Here is a 13,824-nt window from a genome sequence, read left to right on the forward strand (position 1 = left end):
CTCCGACACTGGACTTCGGATGATCTGCAGACTTGCGGGTAAAGGGCAGCCCTAGGCGGGCCAGAAGACGACGCCGACCAGCAGCGCGGCAAACAGTCCGCCCAGAACATCGAGTGTCCAGTGCGCCCGCAGGAGGATGACGAGCACCATCTGCAGGATGGCCAGCAGAGCCGCGAGCACGGTCAGCGCGGATATCCCGAGGGTCGCGACCTGCATGGCGCCGTACACAGCGAGCGCGGTGTGTCCCGAGAAGAAGAAATCGTTGCCTACGGAATAGGTCACGAAGAGCGAGGGAAAGCCCGGATCACGCCAGATGATGCCGGCCGGCGCCGGCAGGGCGACCAGCGCCTGGCTCAACTGGCGCAGGACAAACAGGCTGAGCAGACCGAGGAACGGGCTGAAGCTCGGCCCGATCAGGGCGAAGGCGAGGACGAAGAGGGTGACGACATCGATCGCCAGCGAGCTGCCGATCAGCATTGCCCGCGCCGCGCCGGGATGCTCGTGCAGCCAGGCGTTGCCACTGGCCGTCAGCCGGTGCAGATGATCGTACATCACGCCGTCGGCGAGACGGCGCTCACCGATCAGGCGCTGCGTGACGAACCAGCCGACAAGACCGCCGGCGACGGCGAGCAGCCGCCAGGCAACGACATCCCAGGCGGGCAGTTGCGACATCGCTCAGCCGGCTCCGCCGGGGGCGTCGGGGCGCTCGAGTTCAACCCGCTGCGCCGGTATCCCGGCCCAGGTTTCGCCAGCCGGAACGCGTGTGTTGGGGAGGACGAACGAACCGGCAAGAACCTTGGCACGCTCGCCGACCTCGACCCCGCCCATGACAATCGCCCGCAGGCCGATGGTCGCACCGGCCGCGATCCGGACTGGGGCGATCACCAGATAGCCGCCCTGTGCATAGTGCGCCATGATGCTGGCCGAGCCGCCGATCGTCACCCCGTCCCCCAGCTGGAGCAGCGATGGATCGGCGAGGGCAGTCGAATTGATCGTCACGTTGCGCCCGATGCGCATCCCCATCAGCCGATAATAGAGTTGGGCAAAGGGTGACGGCGTGACGAATTCGAGAAAGGAATAGCGGACCACGAGCGTCAGCGTGCAGTGCACATACCAGCGCAGGGCGGTCAGCGACACCGCCGAGCCGCGGTACGGCCGCAGGCGCCCACCGAGCACGAGGTTCAACAGCGGCGCGACGAAGAGCAGGGTCAGACCGTAGGCAAAGTAGCAGACAGCCAGCAGCAAACCGGTCAAAGCGTAACGCCAGACCGAGTTGCTGACCGCAGGCAGGCCCAGCGAGAGCGTGTCGAACAGCCAGACGGCCACCGCCAGCGACAGACCGGCGGCGACGATCGCCAGGCCAATGAAGGGCAACGGGCCGATGAGCGCGAGCAGTCTCTGCATCCTTCTCCTCCGGACGGCAGCTGGCAGGAATGGTCGTTCAGCGACGCCCGAGCTCTGCCTCGGCTTCGGCAGCAGTGCCGAAGCTGCGCGCGGCGATCTGCCGCTTCTCGAGGGCCTCGCGCAACCGGGCACGCAGGAAGGTGTTCGAGGTGAAGCGCGTCACATCGTCATAGCAGGTCTCCAGCAGGCCCTTGACCATCCCGATGTACTCGTCGACCAGCTCGGGCAGGATCGAGAATCGGTCATAGTTGACCACGGCATTCACCCGCCGGCCGACCGGCGCCAGCCGCTCGATGACCGCCCGGCGCACCGCCTCGATGTCGGCCGGGGTACGGATGTCGAGACCCTCGAAGTTGATGAACAGGATGTTCTTCGCCGCATCGTAGGAAAGGCGCTCGGCGAGCGGCAGCGCCAGCATTTGTGAACGCAGCTTCATCGGTTCGTCGCGGAAGATCCGCGGGTCCATCAGACGCGGCGCCGAGTGCATCACCGGAACGAAGTCCATCCGGTCGAGAATGTCGCGCTGCAGGTCGACACCCGGCGCGATCTCGACCAGCTCGAGCCCCTCGGAACAGAGGCGGAACACACAACGTTCGGTGATGTAGAGCACCGCCAGGCCTCGTCGCTGCGCCTCGCCGCCGCTGAAGGTCCTGTGCTCGACCTCGTTCACGAACTTCCTGGCCTGGCCATCGCGCAGGATGCGCAGGCGGCCCTCCTCGACCGCCACCTCGAGCTGGCCAGCGGTGAAGGTGCCGACGAAGACCACCTTCCTGGCGTTCTGCGAGATGTTGATGAAACCACCGGCGCCAGCCAGACGGGGGCCAAAGCGGGAGACATTCAGATTGCCCTGGCGATCCGCCTGGGCGAGACCGAGGAAGGCCAGGTCAAGACCGCCGCCGTCATAGAAATCGAACTGACTCGGCTGATCGATGATCGCCTGCGCGTTGGTCGCCGCACCGAAGTTCAACCCGCCCGCAGGGATCCCGCCAATCACTCCGGGTTCGGCGGTCATCGTCACCAGGTCGGAGATCTTCTCCTCCGCGGCAACGCTCGCGATCCCTTCGGGCATGCCGATCCCGAGGTTGACCACGGCGTTGGCCTGCAGCTCGAACGCCGCGCGGCGCACGATGATCTTGCGTTCGCTCATCGGCATCGGCTGAATCGCCGACAGCGGTACGCGGATCTCACCGGCAAATGCCGCGCTGTACTGCTCGCCGAAGGTCTGCATGTGGTATTCGGGCTTCTCGGCAACCACGACACAGTCCACCAGAACCCCCGGGATCTTCACTTGCCGCGGATTGAGCGTGCCCCGCTCGGCGATCCGCTCGACCTGGACGATCACCACACCACCCGAGTTTCGCGCCGCCATCGCGATCGCCTGTGCTTCCAGCGTCAGCGCTTCCCGCTCCATCGTCACGTTGCCGTCCGCGTCGGCAGTGGTGCCGCGGATGATTCCGACGTGAATCGGAAAGGCCTTGTAGAACAGGTACTCCTCGCCGTCGATCGGCAGCACGCGGACGAGTTCCTCGCTGGTCGACGCGTTCAACCTGCCGCCGCCAAACCGTGGGTCAACGAAGGTGCCGAGCCCGACACGGGTGATCGTCCCCGGCTTGCCGGCTGCGATGTCGCGAAACAGGTGTGCGATCACCCCCTGCGGCAGGTTGTACGCCTGGACGCGGTCGGCCACCGCCAGCGCCTGCAGCTTCGGCACGAGCCCCCAGTGGCCACCGATCACTCGCGCGAGCATCCCGTCGTGGCCGAAGTGGTTGAGCCCGCGCGCCTTGCCGTCGCCCTGCCCTGCGGCATACACCAGGGTCAGGTTGCGTGGTCTGCCGAGGCCCTCGGGGTCGCTGCCCTGACTGGCGAGAAAACGCTCCTCGAGAGCGATGGCGATGTTCTCGGCAAAGCCGATGCCGACGAAACCGCTGGTGGCGATCGTGTCGCCGTCACGAATCAGGCGCACCGCCTCGCCGGCGGAGACGATCTTGCCGGTATCCGAAGCACGCAGCGAAGAGGCCATGGGATGGGAGGATAAGGGCAAGGTCTGTCTCCTGAGGTGATCCGCTACCGGGTCAGGGCGGGGATTGGCGCCCGATAGTCCACACCCGGCAGTATAAGGCGATCCACGCGGCCATCGTCGAACCGGCTGGCCGTCGGGACCGCGCACCGGCATCGTCGACGCATGCGCCCGTGCTCAGCAACGACGACGACCGATTCGACGCAACCTGACGCGCGCCGGCCACTGCACCACCGGGCGTCCCGTCTCAGGCTTCGGCAACCGCCTCCTCCGCAAGTGAGGGATAGTCGATGTAGCCGCTTTCACCACCCTTGTAGATCGTCCTTGCATTGTAGGCCGCCAGGGGCGCACCGATCCGCAGACGGTCGACGAGATCCGGGTTGGCGATGAAGTGCTTGCCGAAGGCGACCAGATCGGCGTTGTCCGAGGACAATGCAGATTCGGCGCGCTGGCGGTCGAATCCGCCGCACAGGATGATGCTACCGCCGTAACACGCTCGCAGGTGCTGCAACAGTTCGTTGGCGGGATCGTGAATCCAGCTCGCTGACTGGTCATAGACGTGCAGGTAGCCGACGCGCATGCGAGCGAGCTGGTACGCCAGTTGGCCATAGCTGAACAGCGGCGCCGGATCGGGCTGCATCTCGTGTGCGACCCCCAGCGGCGAGATGCGGACGCCGACGCGCTCGCAGCCAACCACCGAGGCAACCGCCGCCACCGTTTCAAGGAGGAAGCGCCAGCGTCTTTCCGTCGTACCCCCATATTCGTCGCTGCGATCGTTGAGGTAGGGACAACGGAACTGATCGAAGAGATAGCCATTGGCGGCATGGATCTCGACCCCGTCGAAGCCGGCCGCCAGGCTGTTCGCTGCGGCACGTGCAAAGTCTGCGACCACCTCACGGACTTCGTGGGTGCGCAGCGCACGAGGTGGATGGCAGGGAACCAGAACCGGCTCGTGGCCGCCTGCAAGGACCGGCACCCGGTCGGCGCACAAGCCGATGGTACTCGGTCCGACGGGTGGCGAGCCGTCAGCCCGCAGGCTGCAGTGGCCGACACGCCCGACATGCCACAACTGCAGGTAGATGCGTCCAGCCGCCCGGTGCACCGCGCGTGTGACGTTGCGCCAGGCCGCAACCTGGGCCGGCGTGTAGATGCCCGGAGTGCGTGCGCAACCGCGGGCCTGCGGCGAGACCGGAGTCCCCTCGGCAACGATCAGCCCCGCCGACGCCCGCTGGGCGTAGTACAGGGCGCTCATCGCGGTCGGCGCGAGTTGTGTGTCGCTGGCACGGTTGCGGTTCATCGGTGCCATGACGATGCGATTGGCCAGGCGCAGCCCGGCGAGCCTATGGGGAGAAAACAGACTCTTGTGCATGTTCATGCATACCTCCGTAGAAACAAAAAGCGCACGGATTGAGCAAGCACGTTTCATGCCCGCTTGCCGCAGACACCTGTGCGCGCTGCTCGATCGACACCGACCGAACGGCCGGCGCAGCATCGCAGGCCGACATTGCGGTTCGATGGCGCAACCCGGCCCTGACCGGCCCGTACCGAGGATGACCCAGGGTCTGGGCGCGCGGTCAACGGCGAACTGGTGAGCAGTGGGGCGTGGCAAGGGCAGCGCCGACGACCGCAATTGCCCCACGGATCCGGAACAATTGGCGCCGCCGGCTTCGGTGCACGGGCGGGGAAGGGAATGTCGGTGAAGACGGCCGCGACCGCGGGCAAGGCGTGTTCCGCGGCGGGCAATGCGTGGTGCTAAAAGGTGCCCGCAGGCCGCGCGAAGCCGAAGAAGCCGAAACGCGGGCTCGGCGCGCGAGCGCCAACGGCCAGCGGTAGCAAACAGAGCCCGGCAATCGCGGCCACCCGACCAGCGGCTCGACCGACCACCATGCGACGGACCGTCAGTTCACAGACCCCAGACCTGGTTGGCGCGCACGAATCCCGTTTCGCCGTCGCGATGACGCACCTTGACCCAACCGCCGGAGGCTGCCTCGAGATAGTTCAGCGACACATTTCTGGCCGCCTCGAAGGCGATCGGTGCCGACTCCTCGGGACTCTGCCTGATCTGGGCGCGCGGCGTGGTGACGATGACCGTCCGCCGCTTGACGAGGTGCTTTGCCTCGATCCAGGCCAGCCCGCCGTCGGCATCGCGGACCTTTGACCATCCTTCGAGGTTGACCACAAGTTCCACCGGGGTCCCGCGCCGGATGACGAACGACTTGCCCCCCCTCTGCGACGGCGCGTCGTAAAGAACGGTCGGCACGTCGACGGTGCGATACTCGATGGCCAGCGATGGCGCCGCCAGACCGGCCGCAAGCAAGGCGCCGAGCAAGCGCGGCATCGTTCAGGCCGTCGCCTCGCCGGCCGCACCGCCGGCTGCTTCCTGCTGCTGTTGCAGGCGAGACATGTAGAGCGCTTCGAAGTTCACCGGCTGCAGCATCACGGGCGCAAAGCCCGCTCGAGTGACGGCATCGGACACCGCCTCGCGCGCGTACGGGAAGAGGATGTTGGGACAGGCGATCGACAGCAGCGGATCCATATTCTCGCTGGGCACGTTCTGCACGCGAAAGATGCCCGCCTGCCCAACCTCGACGAGGAAGACGGTCTTCTCCCCGATCTTGGAGGTAACGGTTGTCGTCAGCGTGACCTCGAAGATTCCTTCGCCGATACCCTGCGCATTGCTCTGCAACTGGATGCCGACCTGGGGTGACTCGCGCTCGAGAAAAATCTGCGGCGCATTGGGCACCTCCAGCGAAAAATCCTTGATGTAGATCTTCTCGATTGCAAATACGGGGTTCTCTTGTTCGCTCATGGTAGCTTTCGGCCAGGGGTGGGAAAAGGATCAACGAAACCCGGCAGCCAGGGCTCAGGCACTCTCGCCGGCGAGGAGTGGCAGCAGCTTGCCGGAACGATCGAGTGCAACCAAGTCGTCGGCACCGCCAACGTGGGTCGCGCCAATGAAGATTTGCGGCACGGTGCGTCGGCCAGTCCGCGCCTGCATTTCGCTGCGCCGTTCGGGATCGAGATCGATCCGCACCTTTTCGATCTCGTTGACGCCCCGTGCGCGGAGGAGCTGTTCGGCGCGGATGCAGTAGGGGCAGACCGCCGTCGAGTACATCAGCACCGGCACCCGAACGCTCATCGACGCGAGCCCTTCTTCAGCGGCAGCCCGGCTTCGCCCCACGCGACAATGCCCCCTTCCAGATTGTGCACGCGCACGAAGCCCAGTTTGGCCAGCGTCCCGCAGGCCACCTGCGACCGCGCTCCGGACTGGCAGACGAGAATCAGCGGCTTCTCCTTGAACTGCTCGAGTTCGCCAGCGCGCTCCGCCAGCGAGGCCGCCGGAATGTTGCGCGAGTCGACGAGGTGCCCGGCGATGTACTCGTTTGGGTCACGGATGTCGATCACCTGGGCGCTCTCGCGGTTGATCAGCATCGTCGCCTCGCTCGCCGTGACCGCTTTCGCTCCGCCCGGGCGGCGGAACGTCAGCACCAGCAACATGCCGCCACTGACTATTGCGATGGCAATGAGAAAGATGTTCTGTTGTACGAATTCCAACACAGGCTCCAGATACCGACGGCGACCACCAGACGCGACTGGCGCTGGCAGGGGTGTGGCTTGACGCGGGGGACCAAGCTGGCGCCTAGCCGCCGCAGAACACCTCGCGCATCATGCCGATGAGTTGCAATGTCCGCTCATCGCCAACCCGATAGAAGACACGGTGGGCCTCCTTGCGGGCAAGCAATATACCCTTTTCGCGCAGAATTGCGAGATGCTGCGAGATGTTGCTCTGCGAGGTGCCAACCGCCTCGACGATCTCCTGCACGCACGCCTCCTGGTCCCCGATCACGCACAGGATCTTCAGACGCAACGGGTGCGAGATCGACTTCAGCGCCCGTGCCGCTTGCTCGATGTGCTCCTGCTTGTCGATCAGACTGGTCTTTATGGGCACGTCTCGCCAGCATCGCCGTTTATCATATAATCGCGCATTATAAAAGAAAAGCCTGATCTATGGAGTGCCTCCGCAACTCAGGGGCCTGTGGCGCCTCGCGCAAGCGCTCGGGCACAGCCTTCTCACGTTCCTGCAGGACCGGCGTCGTTCATTGGCGAGCATCAGACAGACCCACGAGCACTTCTCGCGCACAACCGACGAAACTTTCTGGCGCGAACACGGCGGCGCGATCGTCACCTTGAACGGCTGTCGGCAGGCGGAAGCGGTGCGGAAGAGCCCAGCGAAGACGGCCAGAAGCGAAGCGCCGGCCGCCTTCGCAGCCTCGACCGGGCTCTGCGTGGGCCTTCTCGCCCTGCTGCTCGGCGCTCTGGCGCCGGCAGCGATGGCCAGCAATCGTCAGACGACGACCAGCGTGGACACGGCGTCCGCGGGCGAGGTGGCCGAAAAGCAAGGGAACCTGAAGTCGCTGCGCAGCCAGATCGAAGCGCTTCGCCGGCAGATGACCGCCGCCGAAGGCTCGCGCAGGGACGCCGTCGATCAGTTGCAGGAAGCTGAGCGCGCCATCTCGGCCACCCAGCGTCAACTGCACGAAACCGGAACCGAGACCGAGAGACTGCGGACTCGCCTCAGCGAACTGGAAAGACATTCGGGTGAGCTCGGCCGGGTCCTCAACGCCCAGCAGGAGCAACTGGCACGGCTCCTGCACCGACAGTACCTGCGTGGCAACCCCGATCCAGTGCGCATGTTCCTCAACGGCGATGACCCGAACCAGCTGGCGCGGGACCTCTACTACCTGGAGATGATCGGCCGCGCACGGCGCGAGATCCTGCGCGACATCGAGGCGACGTTGCAGCGCCAGCAGGCGCTCGCCCGTGACACCCGCCAACAGGGAGAGTTGCTCGCCGCCAGCGAGGCCCGACAGCGTGAGGAGCATGCCCGGCTGATGGCGCAGCGACAGCAGCGACAACTGGCCCTGTCCAGGGTTTCGGAACAGATCGCCGAGCAGCGGCGTGAGATCGGCACACTGCAGCGCGACGAGAGGCGCCTGGCTGAACTCGTCGACCGGCTGGCGCGAATCCTTGCCGCGCAGGCGGGCGACGCCCGCCGTGAAGCGCAGCGGCGCGAGCCGGCAAGACCGCCCGGGACTCGCGAGCCGGCATCGTCAGCGGAAGCCGCTGCCGGCGACGCGCGCGCGGCGTCGCCACCGGCGGCAGGCCGTACTGACGAAGCGGCCTCGACGACTGGCGCTGCTGGCCTGGCGCGGTTGAAAGGACAGCTGCGCCTGCCGACGCGAGGATCCGTCAGCAATCGCTTTGGCACCACGCGACAGGAGGGAAGCAACTGGAAGGGCCTTTTCATCCTCGCCAGCAATGGCAGTGAGGTCCGCAGCATCGCCGCCGGCAAGGTGGTCTTCGCAGAATGGATGCGCGGCTTCGGCAACCTGCTGATCGTCGATCATGGCGGCGGCTACCTGTCGATCTATGCCAACAACGAGTCGCTGTTGAAGAACGTCGGCGAGGAAGCGCGGTTGGGCGAGGTGATCGCGACCGTCGGCAACAGCGGTGGCAATCCGGAATCCGGTTTATACTTCGAGCTGCGCCATCAGGGCAGACCGCTCGATCCGATGGCCTGGGTCGGCGCCAGGCACTGAAGGCCGGTTGACAACCCGTCGCCAGCAGGCCCGGACGAAGGACGTGAGAGGGCAGGAACGCCTGTCCATCAGCCAGCTGACTTGCGCACGGTCCCTGCTCCCCCACTGGCGACGCAAACGAAATGATGCGCACTGGAGTGAGACGAATGGGCAAGTTGAGACAGGCCGGATTGGTCGGCGCAGGGCTGCTGGGCGGCGTGCTGATCAGCCTGCAGTTTTCGGCGATCGCTGACAAGGAGACCCGTGCCAGCCTGCCCATCGAGGAACTGCGCACCTTCGCCGAAGTCTTCAACGCCATCAAGAGCGGCTACGTCGAACCGGTTGAAGACAAGAAACTGATCACGCACGCCATCAGCGGCATGCTCTCCAACCTCGACCCCCACTCGAGCTACCTCGACGCCGACGCGTTCAAGGATCTGCAGGTGGGAACGCAGGGCGAGTTTGGCGGCATCGGCATCGAGGTGGGCATGGAAGACGGCCTCGTCAAGGTCGTCTCGCCGATCGAGGACACGCCGGCGTACCGGGCGGGGATCAAGACCGGTGACCTGATCTTCAAGATCGACGACACCCTCGTCAAGGGACTGACGCTGACGGAAGCCGTCAAACGCATGCGCGGCAAACCAAAGTCGCAGATCAGGCTGTCGATCGTCCGCAAGGGGGAGGCAAAGCCGATCAATGTCACCCTGACCCGTGAAGTGATCAAGGTGCAGAGCGTCAAGTCGAAACTGGTCGAGGACGGTTACGGTTACCTGCGCATCACTTCGTTCCAGGAGAACACGGGCGCGGCGGTGGTCAAGCACCTCAACGACCTCTTCCGGAATGGGCCACTGAAGGGTCTGGTACTCGACCTGCGCAACGACCCCGGCGGCCTGCTCAACAGTGCCGTCGGAGTTTCCGCGGCCTTCCTGCCGCCGGAGACTCTGGTCACCTCGACCGACGGCCGTGCACCCGATGCCAAGCACCGGTATGCAACCTCGCCGAGCGACTACTTGCGTGGCAGCCGGGACGATTACATCCGGAACCTGCCGCCGGAGGCGCGTACCGTACCGATGGTGGTACTGGTCAATGGAGGCTCGGCATCGGCATCCGAGATCGTTGCCGGCGCGTTGCAGGACCACAAGCGCGCCGTCGTCCTCGGCACCACCACCTTCGGCAAGGGATCCGTACAGACCGTCCTGCCGCTGCCGGGAAACACGGCGATCAAGCTGACGACCGCGCGCTATTACACGCCCTCCGGCCGCTCGATCCAGGCCAAGGGAATCGTTCCGGACATCGTCGTCGAGGAAAGCGCCAACGGCACCTCGGCCGAGCGCTTGCGCGAAGCCAACCTCGAGCACCATCTCGACAACGACAAGGAAGGCGGAGCGCCGGCCAGGGAAGCTCCGGCCAAGCCCGCCAAGCCGGCACCGGCGAAGCCGAAGGGCAGCACGCCGAAGGAGGATGCCGACGAGACTGCCGAGATGCCGAGCCGCGAACTGGCGTCGAAGAAGGACTACCAGCTCAACCAGGCACTCAATCTTCTCAAGGGCATGCAGATCATGAAGACGGCGCGCTGAGTCATGCCGGTGGACCGAGAAGGTGAAACGACCGACTGCGCCAGCCCCGCCACCGATCCGCAAGCAGCGGACCATCGTCTTCGCGCGGTTGCCACCCGGGCAGATCCCCGCGGCTGCCGCCTACCTCGGCAGCCTCGAGCAGTTGCTCGTCGAGCCGCACGAGCAGCAGCGCCAGATCGGCGTCGCCTATGACCTGCGGCAACACTCGCTGCAGGAACTGGAAACGTCTCTGGAAGAGCGCGGCCACCACCTCGACAACACCCTGCTCAGCAAGATGGTGCGGGCACTGATCTACTACGTCGAGGAAACCCAGTTGCACAATCTGCAGACCCCGGCACGGCCACTGAAGCGCTCGCAGTCGCAGGCCTATACCCATGCCTGGGAGCGCCACCCGCACGGTGACCACGACGACACGCCGCCGGAGTGGCGCGAGTACAAGTAGCTCCCGCGCAATGAACGACCGGCAGTTGCTGCGCTACAGCCGACACATCCTGCTCGACGAGATCGGCATCGCCGGCCAGCAGCGTCTGGTCGACGCGAGCGCGCTGATCATCGGTGCCGGCGGACTCGGCTCGCCGGCAGCGCTCTATCTGGCGTCCGCCGGCGTTGGCCGGATCACCCTTGCCGACGGCGACACCGTCGACCTGACCAACCTGCAGCGCCAGATTCTGCACAGCGAAGAGCGCCTCGGCCAGAGCAAGGTTGCCTCCGGACAGACGGCACTGCACGGGATCAACCCCGAGGTCCTGGTCGAAGCGGTACCCCACCGCGTCAGCGGTGAGGCACTGGCGGCGCTGGTCGCCGACGCCGACGTCGTCCTCGACTGCAGCGACAACTTTGCCACGCGACACGCCGTCAATCGGGCCTGCGTCAGCCATCGCAAACCACTGGTGTCGGGTGCAGCCATCCGCTTCGCCGGCCAGTTCGCCGTCTTTGACAGCCGTCGTCGCGACGGCCCCTGCTACAACTGCCTGTTTCCGGAAACAGGCGAAGCCGACGAGCTGCGCTGCGCCGTCATGGGCGTCTTTGCACCGCTCACCGGCATCATCGGCACGATGCAGGCAGCCGAAGCTCTCAAGCTGATCGCCGGCGCCGGCGAGGTCACGCTCGGGCGATTGTGGCTGCTTGATGGCCTGGCGATGGAGTGGCGCAGCGTCCGCTTCGGGCGCGATCCCCGATGCGCGGTCTGCGCACCACCGTCGACGGTCAGCCGAAACGCGCCAGCAGCCGCAGATCCTGGGCCAGCAGGCGAACGTCGCGAATGAGCAGCTGCTTCCTGTCGGCCAGCGACTCGAGCTGCGGCAGGGCGAACATTCCGCGCGCCGCATCGCCGACGAGACATGGCGCGAGATAGAGCAGCAGTTCATCGACCAGCCCCGCCTGCAGCAAGGCGCCGCTGAGCACGAAGCCGGCTTCGACGTGGAGTTCGTTGATGCCGCGCTTGGCCAGTTCGGCAAGCAGTGCCCGCAGATCGACCCGGCCATCCAAACCGGGCAGCAGCAGGACTTCGACGCCCAACTCGGCGAGCGCCGCGCTGCGGGCGCGGTCGGTCACGGCAGCCACGACCACAGTGCCACCACCCTGCAGCACCCGCGCGTCCGGCGAGACCTCGAGGCGACTGTCGACGACGATCCGCAGCGGCTGCCGGACGATCCCGGTTGACAACTCCGCGATCCCGCGGACATTGAGCTGCGGATCGTCCGCCCGCACGCTGCCGCTACCGGTCAGGATCGCGCAGGCACGCGCCCGCCAGCGATGGCCGTCCTGCCGCGCGGCCGGGCCGGTCAGCCATTGGCTGGCGCCGTTGCACAGCGCGGTCTTGCCGTCCAGGCTGGCGGCGAGCTTCAGCCGCAGCCACGGCCGGCCGCGCGTCATCCGGCTCACGAAGCCGATGTTGAGTTCCCTCGCAGCGTCGGCGAGCAAGCCACATTCGGCGCGCACGCCCGCCTGTCGCAGGGTCGCCAGCCCGCGACCGGCAACCAGCGGATTCGGATCCTCGATGGCGGCGACGACCCGGCGCACTCCGGCCGCCAGCAGCGTCTCGGCACAAGGAGGCGTGCGGCCGTGATGGCTGCAGGGTTCCAGGGTAACGAAGGCGGTGGCGCCGCGGGCCTTGTCGCCAGCCATCCGCAGCGCATGCACTTCGGCATGCGGGCCGCCGGCCCGCACATGCCAGCCCTCGCCGACGACCTGCTGATCGCGAACGATGATACAACCGACGCGCGGATTCGGCGTGGTCGTCATCAGGCCGCGCTCGGCAAGACGCAGCGCTCGCGCCATGAACTCATGATCCGCCGCGCTGAACGCGGGTTGCATCAACGACCGAGCGGCTGGGCCGACCGCGAGACCTCACGAATGACCTTGGAGAACTCGTCCACGTCCTCGAAATTCCGATAGACCGAGGCAAAGCGGACGTAGGCCACCTTGTCGAGCTTCTTCAACTCACGCATCACCATCTCGCCGAGCTTCTCGGAGGCCACCTCACGCTCGCCGAGCGCGAGCAGCTTCTCCTCGATGCGGCTGATCGCCGCCTCGACCGCCTGGCTGCTCACCGGCCGCTTGCGCAATGCCAGATCGAGACTTGCCGCCAGCTTCTCGCGGTCGAACTCGACCCTCGATCCGTTCTTCTTGATCACCTGCGGCATCCGCAGTTCGGCCCGTTCGTGGGTCGTGAAGCGCTTGTCGCACTTCAGACACCGCCGCCGCCGACGGACGACGTCGCCATCGTCACTGATCCGCGTGTCGGCGACAGTCGTCTCGGCAGCACCGCAGAACGGGCACTTCATCGTCCCTACCCGCCATAAACCGGGAATCTCCTGCACAGTGTGGCGACATCGGCCCGCACCCGGAGTCGGACTGCCTCGTCAGCCGGTGCATCGAGGACATCGGCGATCAGGTGCGCGACCTGCTCCGACTCGATCTCGGTGAAGCCGCGCGTCGTCATCGCCGGCGAGCCGATGCGGACACCCGACGTGACGAAAGGCTTCTGCGGGTCGTTCGGAATCGCGTTCTTGTTGACCGTGATGTGCGCCGCGCCGAGAGCGGCTTCCGCGTCCTTGCCGGTGATCTCCTTGGCGCGCAGATCGACGAGAAAGACGTGCGATTCGGTGCGGCCCGAGACGATGCGCAGCCCGCGCTCCTCGGCGAGGACACGTGCCAGGACACGCGCGTTGGCCAGAACCTGTTCCTGGTAATCGCGGAAAGCCGGCGTCAGCGCCTCCTTGAAAGCCACCGCCTTGGCCGCGAT

Annotated in this window: 15 protein-coding genes and 1 pseudogene; 4 read left to right on the top strand and 12 right to left on the bottom strand. The window is 66.1% G+C overall.

Annotation, left to right across the window (positions count from 1 at the left end):
• Nucleotides 1-51: 51 nt before the first annotated feature.
• The 9 genes from NFW30_RS13270 to NFW30_RS13310 form a co-directional block, all read right to left on the bottom strand.
• Entirely contained in the window at nt 52-672 is a 621-nt protein-coding gene (locus tag NFW30_RS13270) for a phosphatase PAP2-related protein (protein ID WP_295351975.1), read from the bottom strand.
• A 3-nt stretch (nt 673-675) separates the two neighbouring features.
• Entirely contained in the window at nt 676-1,404 is a 729-nt protein-coding gene (locus NFW30_RS13275) for a hypothetical protein (protein WP_295351978.1), read from the bottom strand.
• Nucleotides 1,405-1,441: 37 nt separating this feature from the next.
• Entirely contained in the window at nt 1,442-3,445 is a 2,004-nt protein-coding gene (locus tag NFW30_RS13280; RefSeq protein WP_295351981.1) for an acyl CoA:acetate/3-ketoacid CoA transferase, read from the bottom strand.
• 223 nt (nt 3,446-3,668) lie between these two features.
• The gene (locus NFW30_RS13285; RefSeq protein ID WP_363322107.1) at nt 3,669-4,796 is read right to left on the bottom strand and encodes an alkene reductase; all 1,128 of its coding nucleotides are present in this window, start codon (nt 4,794-4,796) and stop codon (nt 3,669-3,671) included.
• A gap of 528 nt (nt 4,797-5,324) precedes the next feature.
• Nucleotides 5,325-5,759: an SH3 domain-containing protein gene (locus NFW30_RS13290; RefSeq protein ID WP_295351984.1), complete on the bottom strand. Its 435-nt coding sequence runs from the start codon at nt 5,757-5,759 to the stop codon at nt 5,325-5,327.
• Between the two features lie 3 nt (nt 5,760-5,762).
• On the bottom strand, nt 5,763-6,230 hold the full coding sequence (gene secB, locus NFW30_RS13295) for a protein-export chaperone SecB (RefSeq protein ID WP_295351987.1): 468 nt from the start codon (nt 6,228-6,230) through the stop codon (nt 5,763-5,765).
• Between the two features lie 54 nt (nt 6,231-6,284).
• Entirely contained in the window at nt 6,285-6,560 is a 276-nt protein-coding gene (gene grxC / locus NFW30_RS13300) for a glutaredoxin 3 (RefSeq protein WP_295351990.1), read from the bottom strand.
• Nucleotides 6,557-6,976, bottom strand: a complete 420-nt coding sequence (locus NFW30_RS13305) for a rhodanese-like domain-containing protein (protein WP_295351993.1) — start codon at nt 6,974-6,976, stop codon at nt 6,557-6,559. Before NFW30_RS13305 ends, grxC begins: the two co-directional genes overlap by 4 nt.
• 85 nt (nt 6,977-7,061) lie before the next feature.
• Nucleotides 7,062-7,370 carry a metalloregulator ArsR/SmtB family transcription factor gene (locus tag NFW30_RS13310; RefSeq protein WP_034937875.1) on the bottom strand — a complete coding sequence of 103 codons (309 nt, stop codon included), beginning with the start codon at nt 7,368-7,370 and terminating at the stop codon, nt 7,062-7,064.
• A 151-nt stretch (nt 7,371-7,521) separates the two neighbouring features.
• Here NFW30_RS13310 and NFW30_RS13315 point away from each other — a divergent pair, with 151 nt between their 5' ends.
• The 4 genes from NFW30_RS13315 (at nt 7,522) to moeB (ending at nt 11,842) form a co-directional block, all read left to right on the top strand.
• Entirely contained in the window at nt 7,522-9,021 is a 1,500-nt protein-coding gene (locus tag NFW30_RS13315) for a peptidoglycan DD-metalloendopeptidase family protein (protein ID WP_295351998.1), read from the top strand.
• 146 nt (nt 9,022-9,167) lie between these two features.
• On the top strand, nt 9,168-10,577 hold the full coding sequence (locus NFW30_RS13320; RefSeq protein ID WP_295352001.1) for a S41 family peptidase: 1,410 nt from the start codon (nt 9,168-9,170) through the stop codon (nt 10,575-10,577).
• 22 nt (nt 10,578-10,599) lie between these two features.
• Nucleotides 10,600-11,019, top strand: a complete 420-nt coding sequence (locus NFW30_RS13325) for a hypothetical protein (RefSeq protein WP_295352004.1) — start codon at nt 10,600-10,602, stop codon at nt 11,017-11,019.
• Between the two features lie 10 nt (nt 11,020-11,029).
• Entirely contained in the window at nt 11,030-11,842 is an 813-nt protein-coding gene (gene moeB, locus NFW30_RS13330; protein ID WP_295352007.1) for a molybdopterin-synthase adenylyltransferase MoeB, read from the top strand.
• Here moeB and ribD read toward each other — a convergent pair.
• From ribD to glyA, 3 genes and pseudogenes are all read right to left on the bottom strand, one after another.
• Nucleotides 11,784-12,857 carry a bifunctional diaminohydroxyphosphoribosylaminopyrimidine deaminase/5-amino-6-(5-phosphoribosylamino)uracil reductase RibD gene (gene ribD / locus NFW30_RS13335; RefSeq protein WP_295352010.1) on the bottom strand — a complete coding sequence of 358 codons (1,074 nt, stop codon included), beginning with the start codon at nt 12,855-12,857 and terminating at the stop codon, nt 11,784-11,786. The two genes, moeB and ribD, sit on opposite strands and share 59 nt — an antisense overlap.
• A gap of 35 nt (nt 12,858-12,892) precedes the next feature.
• The gene (gene nrdR / locus NFW30_RS13340) at nt 12,893-13,363 is read right to left on the bottom strand and encodes a transcriptional regulator NrdR (protein WP_295352012.1); all 471 of its coding nucleotides are present in this window, start codon (nt 13,361-13,363) and stop codon (nt 12,893-12,895) included.
• A 5-nt stretch (nt 13,364-13,368) separates the two neighbouring features.
• Nucleotides 13,369-13,824: pseudogene (gene glyA / locus NFW30_RS13345) on the bottom strand (serine hydroxymethyltransferase); the annotation flags it as partial.

The sequence above is a fragment of the Accumulibacter sp. genome, from assembly GCF_023806635.1.
Lineage (GTDB): Bacteria > Pseudomonadota > Gammaproteobacteria > Burkholderiales > Rhodocyclaceae > Accumulibacter.